This is a genomic window from Microbispora sitophila (genome assembly GCF_014892245.1).
Taxonomy (GTDB): Bacteria; Actinomycetota; Actinomycetes; order Streptosporangiales; family Streptosporangiaceae; genus Microbispora; species Microbispora siamensis.
Genome location: NZ_JADBGC010000008.1, coordinates 215292 through 235192 on the forward strand (window position 1 = coordinate 215292; position 19901 = coordinate 235192).

At 68.6% G+C, this 19901-nt stretch carries 24 protein-coding genes and 3 tRNA genes; 10 read left to right on the forward strand and 17 right to left on the reverse strand.

Annotation, left to right across the window (positions count from 1 at the left end):
- Positions 1-60: 60 nt before the first annotated feature.
- Entirely contained in the window at positions 61-480 is a 420-nt protein-coding gene (locus IL992_RS16920) for a PspC domain-containing protein (RefSeq protein WP_193204299.1), read from the forward strand.
- A 1-nt stretch (position 481) separates the two neighbouring features.
- Here the strand turns inward: IL992_RS16920 and IL992_RS16925 are convergent, their stop codons facing one another.
- From IL992_RS16925 to IL992_RS16940, 4 genes are all read right to left on the reverse strand, one after another.
- Entirely contained in the window at positions 482-1774 is a 1293-nt protein-coding gene (locus tag IL992_RS16925; RefSeq protein WP_193204300.1) for an MFS transporter, read from the reverse strand.
- A 196-nt stretch (positions 1775-1970) separates the two neighbouring features.
- Positions 1971-2312 carry a metallopeptidase family protein gene (locus IL992_RS16930; RefSeq protein ID WP_030512067.1) on the reverse strand — a complete coding sequence of 114 codons (342 nt, stop codon included), beginning with the start codon at positions 2310-2312 and terminating at the stop codon, positions 1971-1973.
- Between the two features lie 12 nt (positions 2313-2324).
- Positions 2325-3155 (reverse strand): ABC transporter permease, encoded by an 831-nt coding sequence (locus IL992_RS16935; protein ID WP_193204301.1) that lies wholly within the window; start codon positions 3153-3155, stop codon positions 2325-2327.
- Positions 3152-4099, reverse strand: coding sequence for an ATP-binding cassette domain-containing protein (locus IL992_RS16940; RefSeq protein ID WP_319018608.1), 948 nt, complete (start codon positions 4097-4099; stop codon positions 3152-3154). Before IL992_RS16940 ends, IL992_RS16935 begins: the two co-directional genes overlap by 4 nt.
- Before the next feature lie 69 nt (positions 4100-4168).
- On the opposite strand from IL992_RS16940, the gene IL992_RS16945 reads away from it, so the two are divergent.
- The 5 genes from IL992_RS16945 to IL992_RS16965 all read left to right on the forward strand — a co-directional run bounded on the left by IL992_RS16945 (position 4169) and on the right by IL992_RS16965 (position 6844).
- A complete protein-coding gene (locus IL992_RS16945) occupies positions 4169-4804 on the forward strand; it encodes a TetR/AcrR family transcriptional regulator C-terminal domain-containing protein (RefSeq protein WP_193204302.1) in 636 nt (211 codons plus the stop codon).
- Between the two features lie 72 nt (positions 4805-4876).
- Positions 4877-6493, forward strand: coding sequence for a metallophosphoesterase family protein (locus IL992_RS16950; RefSeq protein ID WP_226873151.1), 1617 nt, complete (start codon positions 4877-4879; stop codon positions 6491-6493).
- Positions 6494-6566 (forward strand) — tRNA-Glu (locus IL992_RS16955).
- 109 nt (positions 6567-6675) lie between these two features.
- A tRNA-Asp gene (locus IL992_RS16960) sits at positions 6676-6750 on the forward strand.
- A gap of 20 nt (positions 6751-6770) precedes the next feature.
- Positions 6771-6844, forward strand: a tRNA-Phe gene (locus IL992_RS16965).
- A gap of 582 nt (positions 6845-7426) precedes the next feature.
- Here the strand turns inward: IL992_RS16965 and IL992_RS16970 are convergent.
- The 9 genes from IL992_RS16970 to IL992_RS17000 form a co-directional block, all read right to left on the reverse strand.
- Positions 7427-8701, reverse strand: coding sequence for a tyrosine-type recombinase/integrase (locus tag IL992_RS16970; RefSeq protein WP_193204304.1), 1275 nt, complete (start codon positions 8699-8701; stop codon positions 7427-7429).
- A complete protein-coding gene (locus IL992_RS16975) occupies positions 8698-8877 on the reverse strand; it encodes a helix-turn-helix domain-containing protein (protein ID WP_193204305.1) in 180 nt (59 codons plus the stop codon). The genes IL992_RS16970 and IL992_RS16975 overlap by 4 nt, the downstream gene beginning before the upstream one ends.
- Positions 8870-10288, reverse strand: a complete 1419-nt coding sequence (locus IL992_RS16980; RefSeq protein WP_404804758.1) for a replication initiator — start codon at positions 10286-10288, stop codon at positions 8870-8872. Before IL992_RS16980 ends, IL992_RS16975 begins: the two co-directional genes overlap by 8 nt.
- A 70-nt stretch (positions 10289-10358) precedes the next feature.
- Complete coding sequence (locus tag IL992_RS47640; protein ID WP_264295014.1) at positions 10359-10493, reverse strand: hypothetical protein; 135 nt, start codon at positions 10491-10493, stop codon at positions 10359-10361.
- The gene (locus tag IL992_RS47645) at positions 10487-10609 is read right to left on the reverse strand and encodes a hypothetical protein (protein WP_264295015.1); all 123 of its coding nucleotides are present in this window, start codon (positions 10607-10609) and stop codon (positions 10487-10489) included. The genes IL992_RS47640 and IL992_RS47645 overlap by 7 nt, the downstream gene beginning before the upstream one ends.
- A gap of 62 nt (positions 10610-10671) precedes the next feature.
- Positions 10672-11037, reverse strand: a complete 366-nt coding sequence (locus IL992_RS16985; protein ID WP_193204307.1) for a hypothetical protein — start codon at positions 11035-11037, stop codon at positions 10672-10674.
- A gap of 11 nt (positions 11038-11048) precedes the next feature.
- Positions 11049-11741, reverse strand: a complete 693-nt coding sequence (locus IL992_RS16990; protein WP_193204308.1) for a DUF2637 domain-containing protein — start codon at positions 11739-11741, stop codon at positions 11049-11051.
- A gap of 30 nt (positions 11742-11771) precedes the next feature.
- Complete coding sequence (locus IL992_RS16995; RefSeq protein ID WP_193204309.1) at positions 11772-13148, reverse strand: FtsK/SpoIIIE domain-containing protein; 1377 nt, start codon at positions 13146-13148, stop codon at positions 11772-11774.
- On the reverse strand, positions 13145-13489 hold the full coding sequence (locus IL992_RS17000; protein WP_193204310.1) for an SCO3933 family regulatory protein: 345 nt from the start codon (positions 13487-13489) through the stop codon (positions 13145-13147). Before IL992_RS17000 ends, IL992_RS16995 begins: the two co-directional genes overlap by 4 nt.
- A 142-nt stretch (positions 13490-13631) precedes the next feature.
- Here IL992_RS17000 and IL992_RS17005 point away from each other — a divergent pair, with 142 nt between their 5' ends.
- Positions 13632-14012: a GntR family transcriptional regulator gene (locus IL992_RS17005; RefSeq protein WP_193204311.1), complete on the forward strand. Its 381-nt coding sequence runs from the start codon at positions 13632-13634 to the stop codon at positions 14010-14012.
- A 193-nt stretch (positions 14013-14205) separates the two neighbouring features.
- Here the strand turns inward: IL992_RS17005 and IL992_RS17010 are convergent, their stop codons facing one another.
- The 3 genes from IL992_RS17010 to IL992_RS17020 all read right to left on the reverse strand — a co-directional run bounded on the left by IL992_RS17010 (position 14206) and on the right by IL992_RS17020 (position 16183).
- Positions 14206-15423 (reverse strand): helix-turn-helix domain-containing protein, encoded by a 1218-nt coding sequence (locus IL992_RS17010; RefSeq protein ID WP_193204312.1) that lies wholly within the window; start codon positions 15421-15423, stop codon positions 14206-14208.
- A gap of 254 nt (positions 15424-15677) precedes the next feature.
- The gene (locus tag IL992_RS17015) at positions 15678-15974 is read right to left on the reverse strand and encodes a hypothetical protein (protein WP_319018610.1); all 297 of its coding nucleotides are present in this window, start codon (positions 15972-15974) and stop codon (positions 15678-15680) included.
- Complete coding sequence (locus IL992_RS17020; RefSeq protein WP_193204313.1) at positions 15965-16183, reverse strand: hypothetical protein; 219 nt, start codon at positions 16181-16183, stop codon at positions 15965-15967. Before IL992_RS17020 ends, IL992_RS17015 begins: the two co-directional genes overlap by 10 nt.
- Positions 16184-16279: 96 nt before the next feature.
- Here IL992_RS17020 and IL992_RS46270 point away from each other — a divergent pair, with 96 nt between their 5' ends.
- Positions 16280-16522, forward strand: coding sequence for a GntR family transcriptional regulator (locus IL992_RS46270; protein ID WP_193204314.1), 243 nt, complete (start codon positions 16280-16282; stop codon positions 16520-16522).
- A 49-nt stretch (positions 16523-16571) separates the two neighbouring features.
- Here the strand turns inward: IL992_RS46270 and IL992_RS17030 are convergent, their stop codons facing one another.
- Positions 16572-17198, reverse strand: a complete 627-nt coding sequence (locus IL992_RS17030) for a hypothetical protein (RefSeq protein WP_193204315.1) — start codon at positions 17196-17198, stop codon at positions 16572-16574.
- An 858-nt stretch (positions 17199-18056) separates the two neighbouring features.
- Here IL992_RS17030 and IL992_RS17035 point away from each other — a divergent pair.
- Together IL992_RS17035 and IL992_RS17040 are read left to right on the forward strand one after the other, a co-directional pair.
- Positions 18057-19337 carry an IS110 family RNA-guided transposase gene (locus tag IL992_RS17035; protein ID WP_226873153.1) on the forward strand — a complete coding sequence of 427 codons (1281 nt, stop codon included), beginning with the start codon at positions 18057-18059 and terminating at the stop codon, positions 19335-19337.
- Complete coding sequence (locus IL992_RS17040; protein WP_193204316.1) at positions 19334-19840, forward strand: DUF2716 domain-containing protein; 507 nt, start codon at positions 19334-19336, stop codon at positions 19838-19840. The genes IL992_RS17035 and IL992_RS17040 overlap by 4 nt, the downstream gene beginning before the upstream one ends.
- Positions 19841-19901: the final 61 nt, after the last annotated feature.

Sequence of the window (19901 nt, forward strand, 5' to 3'; positions counted from 1 at the left end):
GGGGTAGGGCCAGGGGGAATCCCGATGTGCGCCCACCCCCCGGAGAGGCACTGTGGAGGTATGAACGAGATGAACACCAACGGTTCGGTCAAGCAGCTCCGCCGCACTCGGAACGGCAGGATCGTCGCCGGGGTGTGCTCGGGTGTCGCCGAGTACACCGGCATCGACGCCAACATCCTGCGCCTCGGGCTCGCCGTCGCGAGCTTCTTCGGCGGCCTCGGCGTCGGCATCTACGCCGTCGCCTGGCTCCTCCTCCCCGAGGAGGACAAGAACACCTCCATCGTCCAGGACCTCATCGACAAGAACAAGGACGGCCGGGTCTGGCAGGACGCCAAGGCCAAGTGGGACAACGTCCAGCAGGGCTGGAACCAGGGCCGCTCCACCGGCACCCCCTACCCCCCGCAGGCCCCGAGCTACGAGCAGCACCCCTACGGCCGGCCCTCCGCCGGCGACTCCCAGAACCAGGGTCCGCAGGCCTGACTCAGGTAGCGGCGGCCCGGACCTTGGCGATGATCTCCCTGCGCGACTCGGTCCAGAGCATGGCGAGCACGGCGGCGGCGCACAGCCCGGCCACGCCCGCCAGCGTCACAACCGGCTCTGGGCCGAGCCGCTGGGCGGCTGCGCCTCCGACGAGGATGCCGACGCCCTGGGCGGCCAGCAGGCCCGACTGCACCAGCCCGAACGCCGCGGCCCGTCCCGACGCCGGGACGCATTGGACGAAGGCCGCGTTGGCCGCGAGCTGGTAGGCCCCGCCGATGCCGGACAGCACCCACAGGGCGAGCACGCCCTCCAGCGGCGGCCGGATCACGCACAGCACGAGCGGCGCGCAGGTCAGCATGGCCAGCCAGCCCATGCCCCGCAGCCGCCCCGACGGCGTGACGAACCGCCCGAAGAAGAACGCGCCGACGACCGTGCCCGTCGGCATCGCCGCCATCAGCAGACCCGTGATCACCGGGACCGGCAGCCTCCCGTCGGCGAGCGCCGCGGCGTACGGCACCGCGATGCCCTCGGGGATCACGTAGAACCCGCACAGCCAGGCGAACAGCACGAGCGTGCGCAGCCGCCGTTCGCCGAACACCAGGCGCGCGCCGGACAGCGTCATCCGCCACATGGACGGCCGCTCGCCGTCCTCCCGCGCCGGCGCCGGGCGGTGCCGCACCCCCGCGACGATCACCAGGGCCGATCCGAGGAACGTCGCGGAGTCCAGCGCCAGCGCCCGATAGGGCCCGAGCACCGCGATCGCCGCGCCCCCGGCGGCGAACCCCAGCATCTGCACGGCCTGGTTGGTCACGTTCTGCAGGGCCGACCCCACGACGTACCTGTCGCCCTCCAGGACCTCGGGCAGCAACGCCGCACGGGCGGCGGAGAACGGCGCCCCGAGCAGCACCACGCAGAAGACCAGCGCGCACAGCACGGGAAACGGCGTGGCGGGCAGGGCCATCACGGCGAGCATCAGGGCGCGCAGCACGTCGCACCAGAGCATGACCCGCCTGCGCGGGTATCGGTCGGCGAGCCCCGCCAGCAGGGGCCCGCCGAGGATGGGCGGCAGGTAGGTCAGCGCGTAGACGGCGGCCGTGGCCAACGGCGACGCGGTCCGGCTGTAGACCAGCACCGCGAGCGCCACCTGGGCGAGCTGGTCGCCGAGCAGCGACATGCCCTGTCCGAGCCACAGGGCCCGGAACTCGGGGATCGCGGCGACCTCCCGGTAGGTGGTCCGCACCTCCGGGGGACGGCGGTGTCGGCCGGACAGCCTGCCGGGCTTGGTGGCCGCCATCTCACTCCGCAGAGGTCGCTCCGCCGGCCGTGGCCGCCGGTGTCCGCCGGAGCGGCTGGATCTGACAGACCGTGGTCAACATGTTACTTACAGTGCCCGCCGGATGCGACTTTTGCAACCCGCTGACGGTCCCATTTCGCGCGGCGCGAACGCTGATCGCCACCCTGACGAGCGGAGACGCCCGGAAAAGGGGATGTCACCAGCCGAGCTCGTGCAGCCGTTCGTCGTCGATGCCGAAGTGGTGGGCGATCTCGTGGACGACGGTGACGCGGACCTCCTCGACCACGTCGTCCTCGGTCTCGCAGATCTCCAGCGTCGGGTTCCGGTAGATCTCGATGCGGTCCGGGAGGACCCCCGAGTACCAGTCGCCCCGCTCGGTCAGCGGAATGCCCGTGTAGAGCCCCAGCAGGCCGGGCTCGGGCGGGTCGTCAACCACCACGACCACGACGTTGTCCATGACCTTGGCCAGATCCGGGGGGATCGTGTCGAGCGCCTCGGCCACGAGCTCCTCGAACCTCTTCAGCGGGACGTCGATCACGTGCTCATCGTGTCACCGCGAGGCGGCTGTGCGGTAGCGCCGTACGGCGAGCGGCGCGAACACCGCGATGATCAGCAGCGACCAGCACAGCGACGCGGTCACCGGGTGCTGGAGAGGCCAGGAGGCGGCGGCAGAGCGGGGGTTGCCGAACAGCTCCCGGGCGGCCGAGACGACCGCGCTCATCGGGTTCCAGTCCGCGATCGCCCGCAGCCATCCGGGCAGCCCCTCCAGCGGCACGAACGCGTTGGCCAGGAACGTCATCGGGAACAGCCAGCCGAACGTGGCGGCGTCCGCCTGCGCGCCGTTCTTGACGAACAGCCCGATGTACGTGCCCAGCCAGATCATCGCGTACCCGAACAGGGCGAGCAGCGCGAAGCCGGCGAGCGTCTCCAGAGGGGTGCCGCGCGGACGCCATCCCGCGATCAGCAGGCCGCAGACGGCCATCATCGCGAGCGACAGCCAGTCCTTGGACAGGTCCGCGAGGCTCCGCCCGGCCAGCAGGGCCCCGCGCGCGATGGGCTGGGCGCGGAAGCGGTCGATGATGCCGCGCGCCATGTCCTCGGCGACCGACGTGGCGGCGGCGACCGCGGACAGCGCCATGACCTGCATGAAGATTCCGGGCATCAGGTAGTTCCGGTAGTCGCCCCCGCCGGGCAGGCTGATCGCGCTGCCGAAGACGTACCCGAACAGGATGGTCATGATGACCGGGGCGACCAGCTCGGCGGCGATCTGGCCGGGCTGGGCGCGTAGTTGCGAGTAGCTGCGCCCGGCGATGACGAACGTGTCGTTCAGGGCCCAGCGCAGCCGTTCCGCCCTCGTGGCAGGGGGTTCCACGCTGATCATGCCGCCTCCTTCTCTCTGGCGGGCGCGTCCGTGAGCGCCAGGAACACCTCGTCCAGCGTCGGCCGGCGCAGCCCCAGGTCCTCCACGCCGACCGCGGCGGCGTCGAGGGCCGCGGCGACCCTGACCAGGGAGGCGGCGCCGTCCGAGACGGGCACGACGAGCCGCCGTTCAGTGGCGTCGATCTCGGGCTCCCCGGCAAGCACGCCGCGCACCGCCTCGACGCCGGGAGCCAGGTCCGCGGCCTCGCGGAACGCGATGCTCACCCGGTCGCCGCCCACCTTCGCCTTGAGCGCGGACGGCGACCCGGCCGCGACCACCCGCCCGGCGTCCATGACGGCGATCCGGTCGGCCAGGTGGTCGGCCTCGTCGAGGTACTGGGTGGTGAGCAGCAGGGTCGTCCCCTCGGCGACGAGCGCGCGCAGCTCGTCCCACAGCGCGAGACGGCTGCGGGGGTCGAGGCCGGTGGTCGGCTCGTCCATGAACAGCACCGGCGGGGAGACGATCAGGCTGGCGGCCAGGTCGAGCCTGCGCCGCATGCCGCCCGAATACGTCCGCACCGGACGGTTCGCCGCCTCGGTCAGGCCGAACCGCTCCAGCAGCTCCTCGGCCCTGCGGCGGGCCGTACGGCGGGGCAGGTGGTAGAGCCGGCCGAACAGCTCCAGGTTGCGGCGTCCGGTCAGCAGCTCGTCCACGGCCGCGTGCTGGCCGGCGAGGCCGATGCGGTAGCGGAGCCGTTCGGCGTCCCCGACCACGTCGCAGCCGGCCACCCGGGCCGAGCCGCCGTCGGGGCGCAGCAGCGTCGTGAGGACCCGCACCATCGTCGTCTTGCCGGCGCCGTTGGGCCCGAGCAGGCCGCACACCGAGCCGCGCGGCACGTCGAGGTCGACGCCCCGCAGCGCCTCGGTCGTGCCGAACCGCTTGCGTACTCCCTCCGCATGGATCACCGACAGCTCCTTAAGAGAGTTAAATTTAACGATGTTAAGGATGCATTGAACGCCGTTAAGCTGTCAACCGTGGCACTCGAACGCGACACGATCGTCAGGACCGCCATCCGGCTTCTCGACGAGGTGGGGCTGGAGAAGCTGACCCTGCGCAGGCTCGCGGCCGAGCTGGGCGTGCAGGCTCCCGCCCTCTACTGGCACTTCAGGAACAAGCAGGAACTCCTCGACGAGATGACCGAGGTGATCTCCGCACAGGAGCCGCTGCGGCCGCTCGCCGAGGGGGAGTCGTGGGAGGAGTGGCTGGCGGAGTGGTGCAGGGGTCAGCGCCGCGCGTTCAAGTCGCACCGCGACACCGCGCGCCTCACCGCGGGCACCCACCCCGGCACGGCCACGTTGCAGACCGTCGAGACCATCCTGGAGTCGCTGCAGCGGGCCGGATTCACCCGTACGGACGCGATGTGGGGTCTCGGCACGCTCGCGAGCTTCCTCGGGGGATTCGTGCTCGAGGAGCAGGCCGACCAGGAGCGGGGAGCGACCGACCCGGCTCTGTTCGAGGAGGCGCTGGAGAGCCTCGCGCCGTACCCGAACGTACGTGCGGTCATGGCCGAGACCGGCGGCCCGCAGACGGACGCGTCCTTCGAGCACGGCATAGCGCTGATTTTGTCCGGTATGAGGGCACGTCTGGAGGCCCAGCCGGACGTTCGGTAACCGGAACACCGTGTTCTGGTAACCAAAAAGGTCGCGTCTTCGGGTAGTCAGGAAGGGATGGAGAACTCGCGGTTGAGGGCGTTGGCCCGGAAGACGGTCGGCAGCCGGCTCGCCCATGTGTCGGCCCGTGTGCTGGCGGTCGTGCTGGCAGCGGTGATCGGTGGATGGCTCGGGATGGCGTTCGGCGCCAAGGTGGACACAGCGGTCGGGCCCGCCGACATCGGGATGTCCCTGACCCCGTCCTGGAGCGGGGAGACCGTCATCGACGTACGGCCCCTCGGGACACTCAGCTTCGACAGCCACAACGGCCCGCTGCGGCTCGACCTCACGATCGAGGCGGTCCACCCGGACGTGGCGGAGGAGATCCTCAAGAACCCCCGGTGGGCCGACCGGCTTCCGACGACCATCGAGACCGACGTCATCTCCGGGCTGCGGAGCCTCGCCGTGCGCGCGGCGCTGTTCGCCGTCGCCGCCGGGTTCCTCACCGGCCTGGTCGCCTTCCGGCGGCTGTCACGGGCGGCCTGGACTGCGGTGGGCTCGCTGGCGATGGTCGTCGTCCTCGGCGGCGTCTCGGCGCTGACGTTCAACCCCCGCTCGATCGCCGAGCCCCGGTACACCGGCCTGCTCACGGGCGTGCCGTCCCTGGTCGGCAGCGCCCAGTCGATCGTGACCAAGTTCTCCGAATACCGCGGCCAGCTCGCCAAGCTGGTGACCAACGTGTCCCAGCTGTACGAGGCGGGGTCGAACCTGCCGATCTTCGACCCCGATCCGGGCACCATCCGCGTGCTGCACGTCTCCGACCTGCACATCAACCCGCTGGGCTGGAACGTGATCAAGTCGCTGAAGGACCAGTTCAAGGTCGACCTGATCATCGACACCGGCGACATCAGCGACCACGGGACCAAGGCCGAGAACGAGTTCGTCAAGGAGATCGGCTCGCTCGGCGTCCCGTACGTCTACGTGCGCGGCAACCACGACTCGATGACGACCCAGCGGGCGGTCGAGAAGCAGAAGAACGCGATCGTGCTGGACGGCACCGCCGCCACGGTCAAGGGGCTGAGCATCTACGGCATCGGCGACCCGAGGTTCACCCCCGACAAGTCCGTACAGGCGGCGGGGGACGAGAGCAAGAGCCTCCTCGACCTCGGCCGGGCCAACGCGGCCAAGCTGGCGCCGCGCGAGTGGCCCAGGTCCGCCTCCACCTCGGCCCCTGACAAGATCGCCGCCGACGTCGTGGCCGTCCACGACCCGACCGTCGGCCGGGGCCTGTCCGGGTATGCGCCGCTCGTGCTGAGCGGGCACGTCCACGCGCGGTCCACCGAGCTGCTGCCCTCGGGCACCCGCCTGATGATCCAGGGGTCCACCGGAGGCGCCGGCTTGCGCGGCCTGGAACACGACGAGCCGACCCCGCTGACCGCCTCGGTGCTCTACTTCGGCAAGAGCAGCCACCGCCTGGAGGCCTGGGACGACATCACCGTCGGCGGCCTCGGCGAGCAGTGGATCCAGTGTGAGCGTCATATCGAGCCGGACCCTGGCCGTACAATTTCTCCCGAGTCGCCGCAGGCACCGTCGCCGACGGCAACCCGTAGCGGCTCGCCGTCGCCGACCGCTTTGGCATCAGGGGCAAACGTCCCCTATGCTTCAGAGGTCTCCGACGGAAGGCGTCACGGAACAGGGCGAAAGCCTTGAGCCCCCATCGTCTAGCGGCCTAGGACACCGCCCTTTCAAGGCGGCGGCACGGGTTCGAATCCCGTTGGGGGCACGTGGAGCGCGTCGAGCGCACCGGAAGACGGAAGGTCGAAGACCTCCCGGAACCTGGTAAGCTAGGCGAGCCGAACAACACGGGGAAGCGAAAGCCCCCCGGACATAAAGGTCCTGTAGAGCAGTTTGGAGTGCTCGCCACCCTGTCAAGGTGGAGGTCGCGGGTTCAAGTCCCGTCAGGACCGCGTACGGCGGCAGCCGCCGAGGTCAGGTAGCTCAGTTGGTACGAGCGTCCGCCTGAAAAGCGGAAGGTCGGCAGTTCGACCCTGCCCCTGACCACACTCTCTGAACAGCCCAAACGCCCCGAAGCATGATCGCTCCGGGGCGCTTTTTATTGCCCTTGACGGCAACGGTGACGGCAACGTCAGCTAGCGGTACCGGTGTCGTCCTCCGGGTGCATATTCCTACGTGCCCACAGCTCGTACACAGACCAGTTGCAAGTGACGGCAGAGCAGCGTTCCAGGCCCTGCGCCAACGCCTCGCCCAGCTTCATTGGGTCGGGCTTGATCAGCTTGCTAGCTCGATCGCATTGGAGGCTGTGCTCGGCTACATGACAGACGGTCTTGGGACCGTGACCACCCGGTGAGCTGCGCACAAGGACTGGAAGGCCAGCGCGGAACTCTTCGCGCTCTTGCTGCATAAGAAGCTTCCTTAAGAAGTCAAGGAGCTTTTCAAGCAAATTAATAATCAACTTAAGCTCGGCGGATCTCATAAATAATGCCTCCTATGAAAAATAACCTAGGTACCTGGTTTTCTAGATAGCCTGCAGGATCGTAGCCCTTGGAGCTCTTGGCCGCAACCTCCCGCGAGCGCCGAAACGCCTCGCAGCGGGGATGCTGTGAGGCGTCCGGTGTAAGCGCGTCAGCTAAGCGCGCTTCCGAGCTTGCCAAGGGCCTTGCGTTTCTCGTCGAGCGAGGCGTGAGCGTAGATCGTCATGGTGACCTCGATATCGGAGTGCCCGACGATTTCGCGGACGACGTGCGGAGGAACACCCAAATCGAGGAGGAGGCTCACGCAGGTGTGTCGGAGGTCGTGAAGCCGCATGTCCCCCAGGCCGGCGGCCTTGCGGATCGCCCCCCAACTGCGGCGGAGGTTGTCCGGTTCCATAGGCGTTCCGCGACGGGATGGGAAGACGAGCCCGTGATCCTTCCAGTCAGGCCAGGCGTCGGAGCGTTCGGCGAACTGCCGCTTCCGGTGCTCTCTGAGAGCGTCGAGGCAGATCTGAGGGAGCGGGACCGTGCGCGCTGAACTCTCAGTCTTGGGGCGAACGAACTGAAGCTCGCCGTTCACCCGCTGGAGAGTCTGGACGACTTCCAGAGTGCCCGCGTCGAGGTCGATGTCTTCCCAGCGGAGCCCGAGCAGCTCCCCGCGCCGCAGGCCGAGGCAGAGCGCCAGGACGTAGAGAGCGTGGAAACGGTCCTGCTCCGACGCCCGGAGGACTCGGCGGGCTTGCTCGGTCGTGAGGCCGCGGTTCACCTTGTAGGACGGGACCGAGACTGTGACGAGCTTGGCGACGTTTCGAGGAATGATTTCCTCTCTGACCGCGCTTTCCACCGCGTTTCGCAGGATGGCGTGGATTGACTGCACCATCCGTGTGGAGAGGTGAGATTCACAGCAGGTGCCGCCTTTGAGCGCGCAGCACTTGGGCTGCTCGCGGGAAGCGTCCCACCCGTGCTTACAGCACTGGCATTCCTTGCGGACGCGGTTGATGAACATGCGGACGTCTTGGGCGTTGAGCTTGCCAAGGCGCTTCTTGCCGAGCACTGGCACGAGATGGAGCCGTACGACGCTCTCGTATCCCTGGTACGTCTTTGGCCGCCGCTCCTCCATCACGATGTGCTTGAGCCAGTAGGCGAGGTATTCCGCCATGGTCCAGTTCTCGGAGGCGACTGGAATACCCTGATCAGCTTGTGAGATGAGCGCCGTGAGCTTCTTGCGCGCCTCCTCGTGGGTACGGCCGTAGGCGCGCACCCGCTTGTAGGTCCCGGCCGTGGTCAGCACGAAGACAGCCCCCTCGTAGCGGCCGTCTTTGCGCTGGTAGATCGTCCCCTCACCGTTCGAGCGCTTGCGCGCCCTCCGGTTGGTACGGCGCTTGGGCTCTTCCTCGGGGGTGCCGAGTGCGGTCTTGGTGGTCACGCTGCCCCCATCAGGTTGTCGATGCACTCGACCAGGGCGTAGACCGGGACGAACCGACGACGGCGGATCTTCACGGTTCGGAGCTCGTTGGAGCGGATCAGGTTGTAGAGAGTCCAGCGGCTTACGCGCAGACGAGCCGCGGCCTCGTCGACGGTCAGGAGTAGCTCGTCATCCATGCGCGGCCTCCAACTCATGTAGTGAGTTGCTGATCTGGGTACCGGTAATGGCAGCCGCGAGGATGGCGTCACCGGCGGAGAGGCCCTGTCCGGCGTATTGCCAGTCCGCGATGACGAGGACGGTGTCCTCGTCGAAGAGCGGGAGCCGTCCCGTACTGATTTGCTCGTCGCGCCTGTGCGCGGCCCGAGCGGCCCGCAGCGCACCGAGGGTGGTGGAGTAGCGGCGGGACTTGGTGGAGAAGTGGCCGCGGAAGCCGAGCATGTGCGCCCAGTGGGTCAGCCGGAGGTCGGCCAGTTCGTCGAAGGCGCCGAGGCGCAGGCATTCGGCGATGAGCCGCCGGGCGTGCTCACGGATGGACAGGGCGTTGAGGTTTTCCAGGGGTTGGATGCGCCGGTCCAGGGTGCCGACGCATTCGGCCGCCTTGGTGGCGTACTTGGCGATGTAGCTGGCAACGGCCTGGTCGGTCAGCTCCCCGTGCAGGGTTATCGGTCGGGTGTCGAGCTGGGCGCCCCACCGGAGGACGCGCGAGGGTTGGCCGTCGTACGCGGGGACCTTGGCCGTGACGACGGTGGCGGCGTGCTGGACGGCATCGGTGAGCATGTCGACCGTCGCCCAGACCGGGGGCGGGGAAACGGGGCCGTCCGGGCCGTCGAGGCGGATCACCGCGTGCAGGTGGACGACGCCGCGCCGCTGGTATTCGGCGACCTTGGCGAAGAACACCACGAGTTGGCTGGCGAGGTCCTTTTGCGTGAGTCCGGCGAGCTTGGCCAGGTGCCGGCGAAGCGCCAGGGTGAAGCGGCGCCACAGCTCCGGCGCGGTGGCGTTGAACAGTACCGAGCCGGTGTAGTCGTAGCAGTCCGGGCACAGCGGCTCGCCGAGGCATGCCTCGTCGGTCCCATGTCGGGCGGTGCAGGACATGACCCGCCCATGCGGGCATGTCTCGGCGTCACGCCGGGGATGGCAGGGCAGAACGCGGCCGTCCTTCTCCCGCCGGGAGTGCACCTCGCCGAAGGAGGGCGCGGTCAGGGTGACGAACAGGCACGGGTGCGAGGCGACCGTCTCCGGGACGCCCTTGCCGCCGACGAGGCCCGCGCGGACGAGGTGGTAGGTGTCGGCGCGGTAGGTCTCGGCGCAGGAGGGGCAGCGGGAGGCGCGGCGGGTCTTGCACGGGACGCGCAGGAGGCCGTCCGGTTCGAGGTGGGTGCTGTAGCGGTGGAGGAGTTGGCCGGTGGCGCGGTCGTAGTGCTCGACCTTGCCGCGCAGGTGGATCGGCTGGCGGCAGCCGCCGGTCCGGCGGATTTGGGCCGCCCAGCGGGCGTATTGCGGATCGTGGAGCCGGGTGATCAGCCCGGCCACAGCGTGTGGACTGCTCGAAATGGGCAAGATGGAGTCCGTCCTGTGCAGAGGCATCTGTGTGGGATGGCCCCCGGTCTGGCGCGGAACTTGGCGGTTCTGTAGCCAGGCGGGGGGCGCTCACGGCTTATGCGCCGTGGTTGTCGATTCCGGCGCCGTCGCAGTCGGCGCAGGTGTTGCCGGGGCTGTCGAGGCCGGTACCGCCGCAGGTGCAGCAGCGGTAGCGGATCACCGGAAGGTCCTCGTCCACGTCGGTCACCATCCCTTGACCTGCCGGGGGATGATGCTGACGAAGACGCGGTAGTTCCTGGGCCGGGTCCGGTCCGGGTAGGCCCGGGAGACCGAGGTCACGGTGAAGATCTCGCGGAGTCGGAACATGCTGTAGGCAATCTCCGCGTGAGTGCCGTCGAGGCGGATACGCATTGCTGTACCTCCAGGGATCAGGCGGCGTGAGCCGGGTCGTCGTTGGTGTCGGTGTCAGGGGTGACGCAACCGTCGTAGGAGATGAGCGCCTCATGCCGAGCCCGGGCGTCGGCGAGGATGGCGATTGCCTCGTAGCGGACCGGGCCGAAGTCGAGTCCGGTCGAGTAGTGGCCATAGGGCAGGGATGGCGATTCGATCGCGGTTCCGAGTAGTCCGGTCAGGTGGTCGATCTCGGCGCGCATCTCGGCGTCGCTCGCCCGCTTCGGGAAGTAGCTGACTCGAATGGAGCCCCGCGGGACGGGGACGGCGGGGTTGGCCTCCAAGAAGTTGGCCAGGGCGCGGAGGCCGGAGATGGTGGCGGTGCGGTGGTCGGTGGTGGACACGTGGTCTCCTTTCAAAGGGCGTCCGGTGTGGTCCGCAGGGTGCGGAGCAGGTCGGAGGCGAGTTGGTTGGACACGCCCAGGCGGGCGCGTAGCAGGTCGCGGGTGATTGGCTTGCCGTGCTTGGCGTGGTGTTCGTCGGCGACGCGGCGGGCGTAGTCGACCAGCGCGGGGGACGGTCCCGGGCCGTCCTGGTTGCCGTCCGCGCCGTCGTGGTCGAGGGGGACGAGCGCGGGGACCGAGGACGAAGCCCCGACCGCCAAGGACGAGGCGACGACTGGCGAGGACGGAGCCGGGGACGGGTCGAGGCAAGGGCCGGAGGCCCGGCGTTCCAGCATCGAGACCGCAACCAGGAAGGCCCCGGCGGGTGTTGCGGCGGTGAGCCAGCCCCACAGGGTGGGGTCGGCCTGGTGGAGGTTAGCGGCCAGCGACAACACGATGCCGGCGACGAGGACGAGCGTCGGCCAGGAGATCCAGCCCCGCCGCACGCGTCCGGTCTTCTTGTCCCGCTGGCGTTCGCGGGCGGCCATGACACAGGTGAGGTCGACACAGACGGCCACGGCCCACGACATCCAACCGCTTTGGCCGCTGGCGGCGGCGGTGTCGCGGATGTGGGTGAAGCTGCCCGCCCCGGCGATGGCAGCCAGGACCAGGACCGGCGCGGAGTCGGCCAGCCGCGTCAGCAGGTGAGAGGCGGTCGCTCCCATGTAGCTCTCTCCCTTCACGCTTTCGATGCGTCAGGCGGCGATCTGCGGGCTCTCGGCGCCGCCGGGGAGTTCGTGGCCGAGGCCGGAGGCGGCGACCTGCGCCCACGACGGCGTGATGTCGGCGTAGCTCTCGGCGGCCTGCTCAGCCGCGAAGGTGGAGACGTAGCCGGAGCGGGCGCGGTACCAGCGGCCATCGCTGCCCGTGATCACCGCGACGCCGGGCAGTTCCGGCGGGATGGACCGGGCGGCGACGAGCGCGTCAGGGTCGAGGTCGCCGAGGGTCATCACCGCGGTTTCGGGGTCGTTGACCCGGTGGCAGACCCGCCCGCCGATCTGGGCGCGCAGTGCGGTCACGCCGGGGCCGAGGTCGGAGCCGATCCGCTGACCGGACAACACGAGGTGGATGCCGAAGGCGCGGCCGAGCTGGGCGATGCGCAGCAGGGCGGTAGCCGTACGGGTGACCTGATCCTTTTCCGCCTTGTCGGCGGTCAAGAACAGCTCGGCCAGCTCGTCGACCAGGACCACGACCGGGATGGGCCGCACGCTGTCCGGCAGTTGCCAGATGTCGCGCACCCCGAGCCGGCGGCAGGCCAGCATCCGGGCGCCCATGACCGCGATCAGGTCCGCCAGCAGGTCGAGGCACTCGGCCCGCGTCGTGGCGAGCGCGGTCAACCGTGGCGCGTAGGGCGAGAGTTCCACCCCGCCCTTGAGGTCGAAGCCGACCAGGGCGACCGGCTGCGGCGCGAGCCCGACGATGAGGGCGTTGATCAGGTTGGACTTGCCCGACTGCGTCGCTCCGGCGTTCATCCAGTGCGGGATGAGCCGGAAGTCCATCCGCCAGGCGGCGCCGGTCTCCAGCACCCCCACCACCGGGCGCAGTAGGTCCTCCCCTCGCCATCCCTCGCGCGGCTCAGGCGGCGGTGTGGCGGGGGCGACGTGCGCTAAAGGGTCGCGGGTGATCCCCTGGAGGGTGACGCGGCCGGGCCGGGAGCCGACGACGCGGACGGCCTCGATGCGCCAGGCGTGTGCGAGCCGATCGCACACCTTGGCGTAGTCGTCGGGAATTTGTCCGTCCAGCAGGTGGAAGGTGATGCGGAAGCCGTGCCGGACCGGGCGCGGCATGCTCATCCACGGCTTGGTGTCGACGGCGACCCGCTGGAAGCGCCGCTTGACCCGTACGACTCCGGTCGAGGCCACTAGGCCCGGAACGGTGGTGAACCACCAGCGGTGGCGCTTTTTGGTGAGCCCGCAGCCGGAGGCCACGTGCCGCCAGGACCACCGGAGCCAGACCGCCTTGCGCGGGAAGACGAACAGGTACCAGTACGAGGCCGGCGCCCACCGCCGCCACAGGACGAGAACGACCAGGGCGGCGACGGCGAGCAGCACCGGGCGGGGCAGGTGAATCATCGCTCGACCCCCGCCCCGTACGCGGCCGCGGTCGCGGGGAGGAACGACTGCGCGCGGTAGGAGATGCCCCACCGGCCCGCCTGCTCCCAGACGAAGCCGACCAGGCCGACCGGGACCACCTCGTCCCCCGGGGCGATGGACGGTTCGGGCGTGGTGCTGACCTTGACCAGCTCCATGCGGCCGTTGTCGTCCTCGATCAGCAGCGTGACCTCGTACATGGTGTTGCCGTCCCGGTCCCGCTTGATCTCGCCGGTCTCCTTGCTGACCAGACGAGGACGGGCGGCCTTGGCGCAGGTGATGTGCAGCTTGGACACGTCGACGGGGATGGGGATGGTGCGCATTTGGAACCTCCGGTTGAGCGACTCTGCTAGCTAGAAAGATACCTAGGTATCTAGTTTTGTAAAGCGACTCGGCCAAGTTGGTTCGCGAGTTCGTTACAAGTTGCCCAGAGACCTAGATGCCTAGAACCGCTACTGTGGTGTTATGGCCAGTACCGACCGGCGACGGCCCTATCTACGGATCGCCGATGACATCCGCCGCGAAATCGCGGCTGGCCGGTACGCCGTGGGCGAGCAGCTCCCGGTAGCCCGCGAGCTGGCCGAGCGGTACGGCGTCGCCATGATGACGATCAGCAACGCCCTCGCCGTTCTTCGCGATGACGGCCTAATCGAGACCCGCCAGGGGGCGGGAAGTTTCGTGATCGGCCAGCCCGCAGGCGACGCCGACAGCCGGCCCGAAGGCCCGAGTGACGAGTTCCGGATCCTCTCCGAGCAGCTCCAAGAGATCCGCGAGCACATGCGTAAGCTCGGCTCTAGGCTGGACGACCTAGAGTCTCGCTCGCAGCCTCGCCAACCCGAGCGCTGAGCCGCGCGGCCCGGTGCTGGAGGTCGACGAGTTCCATCGAGATTTCGGCCAGCTCCCGCAACAAGACCTGGCGCTCGATCTCACTGAGATCCACGGGTACTACCCCAATCGCTACGGCAGGGCACGGGCGCGCCCCGGGCAACCTTGATGGATGGGGGAGCCTTGCGCGGACAGGCCCACCGTTGAGCTTTGATCAGGCAAGCCGCATCGCCTGAGCGAGGCCGGAAACCTCACGCTGGCGCCGATGCTTACCGCTGTCACGAAGGTCACGCACCAGGTTGCGGACCAGAGGGCGGTTACGGACGTGCTGAGGAGCTATGCGATCCGCGCGAAGAAGCGCGTCCACCGCCTCGTTCTCCTTGCGGTTCATGTGGTAACCCGCTGCTGTGCAGGTCCAGTAATGCGCCTGCCTCTCAGACGAGGCAATCTCGGCGATCTCTACATGTTCTGCCCGCGTGATCACTTCACGAGGCCGCCCCAGCTCCATGCTGATCTCAACGGCGTGAATGGTGGTGTTGACCCGGTTGAACTGGGTCTGGAAGACGTTCCCGTTGGCCGGCAGGACCTCGGCTATCCGCCGCGCCTCCTCCAAGTGGCTCTCGGCGTCGACCTGAGACCACAACCGGGAGTAGGCGACGGCCGCCCGCAAATGAAGCGCTCCCCACAGCGCCCGCAGGGTTTCGCCGCCCGATCCGAGATGAGGCTCAAGCTGATCGAGCGCGACCAGGGCCGCGTTCTTCGCCGAGTCAATCGACGCCTCGTGCAACCACACCCCGCACAGATCCCACGAGGCCGCCGCCACGAGCTCAGGGGAGCCGACCTGCTGCGCGGCGACGAGTTCCCGCTGAACGGCCGTCCACCCCAGGTCGTGATGCCCGAGCAGGTTCGCGGACACGCGTGCCATGTGGCATGCGCGCAGCATCAACGCCTCAGCCCGGTCACGGTCCGGCGAGGAGCCGGAGGCGATGACCAACAGGTCGGTGATGATGCTCGGGAGCACCTCACCCAGAGCGGTGAACTTCGCGTCCTGGCGCAGCCGCTCGGCAAGCCGAACGTTCGCCTCCAACTCGTCCAGGCCCCGCGGTTCCCGGTTACCCAGTAGCGCCGCCCCGTTGGGAATGGTTGCCTGCTGAAGCGCGAGCCGAAGTCCCGGAATCGCCGAGTGGCCCGAGTCCAGCTCGGCCGTCTCGTGCCGGTACGGCTGCCCGGTGAGTTCGGAGATCTCGACGCCGAGCGCTTCGGCGACCTGACCCACGACGCTCATACGGTCGAGGGGGAGACGGCCGTTTTCGACCTTGGACAGCCACGACACCGAACGGCCGATCTTCTCGGCCAGCGTCGCCTGATCCCAGCCCTTCCGATGACGAGCCCGCGCGATCCGCTGGCCCGTGGTCATGTGCTCGGTTGCCACGTCTCCACCCTCCTTCTCGTCGATCTGACTTGACGATAAGGCGAGTGAAGTACGTCACTGGCAGAAAAACTGCCAGTCAGTGCGCGCGCCGAACCGCAGGCCATGACCTGACCTGCGGAAACGGCAGTGATGAAGTTGTCACTGACAGTCGTACGGCTGACGCGAAACGCCGCCACGGGGGAAGGCGCCGGCTAGTCGGTCACGCCGTATCTCCGGCGTGCCTTACCTCCTCCCCGACTCGACCGACATGGGGGTCATCTCGCCTGGCCTAAAAGGATCTTGTGCCAGAGCTGCTCAGCAAGGGCGGCACGGAGCCACTCCGTCTCGGTGACGGTCGTGCGGTTCTCGGTGCGCCGGACGAACAGCAACCCACCCGCCTGGCACAGCTCGAACATCAGCGGTTTGCACCCACAGGTGTGCCTGCGGACGCGGACCCTGCTGACGCGAGGCTGGCACTTGTGCCAGACCACCTCCTCGTGGCCCTCCTGGGCCGCCGCGGGATGGATGCCGTGATACTCAGGCGGCAGACGTAGGGACTTGGTCACGAGCACGCCCGCCGGGACTCCTGCTCACGCAACAAGCTCACGAACGACGGCAGATCGTCCGCGCATATGGTCTGTTCCAGACCCGCTGTGAGCTGCTCAGCCGAGAGCCGCTCGCCGCGCCGGGTGGCGTAGAAGGAGCCCGCGTCACTACAGAAGACCGCCCACGCAGGGAAGGTGTTCCGGACCTCGTCGAGGTCGTAGCCCACTGTCGCCATGAGCCGAGAGTAGGCCAACCTGTCTTAACCTGTCTACACCATTCCTAGGAATTGCTGTTCTATGTTCGCAGGTAGGGGCATACCTAGGGTCGTCCTGTGATCGAGTGGGACCCCAGGCTCTACAAGTGGGAGCAGATAGCCAATACCGTTGCCGAGCGAATCAAGGACGGCACCTACCCGCCCCTGTCGCTGATCTCCGAAGTGAAGCTTCAGGAGGAGTTCGACGTAGCCCGCGTCACCGTTCGCAAGGCGATGGAGGCCCTCCGGGAGCAAGGCTTGATCACCACCAAGCCGGGCAAAGGCTCCATCGTCAGCCCATCCGACGAGGTGGACGACTAGATGCGGTGCGGGTCGTCCCGCTGTGTTTCGACCGGAAATACGGTACGGGTCAGGTCGGCGTCGCGGCGCACTCAGTGATGCGGGCTTCGAGCTCGCCGAACGTCACGGAGGTTGGGGTGATGGTCCGCAGTCGCGCCAGTGACACTCGCGCCTGGGTGCCCAACGCCGCGTCCAGCGCCGCGGTCGGCGTGACGTAGAACTCCCACTGGTCCAGGTCGAGCGGGTCGACTGTCGCCTTGTCGGTGTGGTGGAGGAGGCAGAAGACGTAAACGCGGCTCGGTCGGAGTGCCACGGCCGCGACGGAGTCCGTCCGGGCATCCCAACCCTTGGTGGGGGCGACATTGAACTCGATGCGTGACGGCCGCTGCTGACTCCACGACTGCATGTAAGCCGCCGACTTGACCTCGATGTCCAGCCCGCCAGGCAGCCGCAGGTCGACTGCGTCCCACTCCGTGCGGACACCATCGCCAGCACCCATGGCCAACGCGACAATGTACTCGGCGAGGACACCGCGCAGCCTATTGCTCATCACGTCGGAGCACGCCCACGCCCAGAAGTCCGTCAGGACGGCACCAGCCGCCGCTCCGGCCAGTGTGAAAGGCTCGGTGCCCGACCTGCGGGGGACGGCGAGGGCGTCAAGCGGCACGCGGCCGGCGGTCGCCTCGAAGTCGAGCATCGCGGATGTCCTTCCGATGTAGTGGGTGGGGGTCAGATGCCCGCCCGGCAGGCGGCCGGCGCTCAGCCGGGAGCCGGTTAGGGGAGCCAGCACGGCAGGCTTACCTGGGTTCACCATCCGCAGCCGGCTCTTGGCCGCACACGGCGGCCAGCCCCTCCGGCAGGTAGCTGCAGACTGATTGCGATCGTAAACTCCTCACCGGCCCGTTCAACCGTAGCGAATCAACGCGCTGCGTCTCGTCGCCCGATGCCAGCCGTGGTGGATGAGTACTTTCTCTACGTCGTTAAAGCGGCCCGCCTACGGCGGCCCGCGTCGCGCGCCAGTCGGCCAGCCGGCCGGGCTGCGGCTCTCCGGCCGGTCCCGGCCGGCGCCGCCCACGCGCTCCCAACCATCGAGGCGAGACGCCAGACGATCGAAGAGCACCGCGGCCAGGACGACGACCAGGGCGACGCGGTCCAACTCGCCGAGACGTCCGGAGGGAAGTGCCGCAAGGGGCTCCGCCCCCTGCACCCCCGGCCCTCCTAATAGAGGGGCTAACGGTGATCGCTAGGAAGGAGTGGGCGGGTATCGACGCCTACGGCCCTCCCGGGGTTGGAACCCTTCTCTGAGACTGCAGCGCGTCCGTCCCATAACCCCTAGCGATCACCGTTGGTTGTGGTGGAAGTTCGTGTCCGGAGCCGCCCGCAGGGCTACCTCTGCCGTTCCGTGAGCCGATGAGCTCTTAATCGAAACGGGGGACCCTGCGGTCTGCTGGGGTCACGAACGGCTTGTGGGAGGTCGGGCCAAGAGCCCTGCTATTAGGACGACGCGTGCCCCGTACGGCTTCGACCAGCAGTTACGCGAGTAGAAGGGGAGAAGTTGGACATCACCTGCGGGATCGACTGGGCCGAGAACCATCACGACGTCGCGTTGGTCGACGCCGCGGGCACGCGCGTGGCCAAGTTACGCATCAGCGACGACGCTGCAGGCTTCACCGCCCTGCTGACGCTGCTGGCCCAGCACGGCGACACGCCTGACGATCCGATCCCGGTCGCCATCGAAACCTCACGCGGGCTGCTGGTGGCCTGCCTGCGCGCGACCGGCCGCCCGGTATACGCGATCAACCCGCTCGCGGTCGCCCGCTACCGCGAGCGCTACTCGATGGCGCGTAAGAAGTCCGACGCGGGGGACGCGATGCTGCTGGCCAACATCCTGCGCACGGACGCCGCCGCGCACCGACAGCTTCCCGACGACTCCGAGCAGCTCCAGGCGATCCGTGTCCTGGCCCGCGCCCAGCAAGACGCCGTGTGGGACCGCACCCAACTCCTGCTGCGGCTACGCAGCCTGCTGCGCGAGTACTTCCCCGCGTTCTTGCAGGCGTTCGGCAAGACCGACGAAGGCCTGGCCGGTGCCGTCCCCCGCACGCTGCTGGAAGCCGCACCCGACCCGGCCACCGCCGCAGCCTTGACCCCCGAGCAGATCGCCGACCTGCTCATCAAAGCCGGACGGCAGCGCTACATCACCAGGACCGCCCAACGCCTGCATGAGCTGTTCCAGGCCCCGCAGATGCGCCAGCCACCAGCGGTCGAACGGGCGTTCGGCCAGCAAGCACTGGCCCTGCTACACCAGTTCAACGCCACCATCACCAGCTGCGACGAACTCACCGCCGCCACCGTCGAGGCGTTCGAACAGCACCCCGACGCACCGATCATCGCGAGCTTCCCCGGCCTGGGCACCATGCTCGGCGCCCGCCTGCTGGGCGAACTCGGCGACGACCGCTCCCGCTTCCCCGACGCCCGCGCCCTGAAGTGCTACGCCGGCAGCGCCCCCGTCACCCGCGCCTCCGGCAAGAGCCACGCCGTCTTCAACCGCCGGGCCAAGAACCAGCGCCTGGCCTCCCTCGGCTACCAGTGGGCCTTCTGCCTCCTGACCACCTCACCCGGCGCGCTCGCCCACTACCGGCGACGACGTGAATACGGCGACCGCCACGCCGCAGCGCAACGTAACCTGTTCAACCGCATGCTCGGCATCGTCCACCACTGCCTGACCACCGGCCAGACCTACGACGAAGCCACCGCCTTCCCCTCTGGCCACAACCACCGGCACGAGCAGGTCTCGCCCCGGACCCGCCGGCACCCATCGCTTACGGTCACCTCGTGACCGCCCCCGCCTGGCAGCAGATCGAGCCGGAACGCTACGAGGACTTCTGGGCGCCCTTCGACGCCCGGTTCAGCTTCCGGCCCGGCTACGAGCAGAACGACCAAGCCGCGATCAACGAGCCGATCCCGTCGGTGACCGTCGACCTGGCCCCCATCTTCGCCGGCGGGCCGGCCCAGTTCGCCGCCGCCGTAGACGCCATCAACGCGCTCGGCCTGCTCGCCATGACCCGCGCCTTGCCCGCCTCACAACGGCTGCTCGTGCTCGACTGGCAGCACCCCAGCTGGTGGTTTTGGCCCCACCGTCAGGCCCTCGATCCCGAACCAGGCTGGCCAGTGGAGATCTTCCCCAACGGGGACTACTACGTCTTCCTGTCTGAGGACATGACCACCGGCACCTTCGGCCACCCGTGGGAACAGACCCTGTGCATCTTCGGCGACCCGCTGGTCAACGCCTTGGCGCCGCTCCTGACGTCATGGCTGCCGACCAAACGCGCTAAACCATGACGTCACCACCATCGCAGGGGGCTCCGCCCCCTGCACCCCCGGCCCTCCGACGGAGATGCGC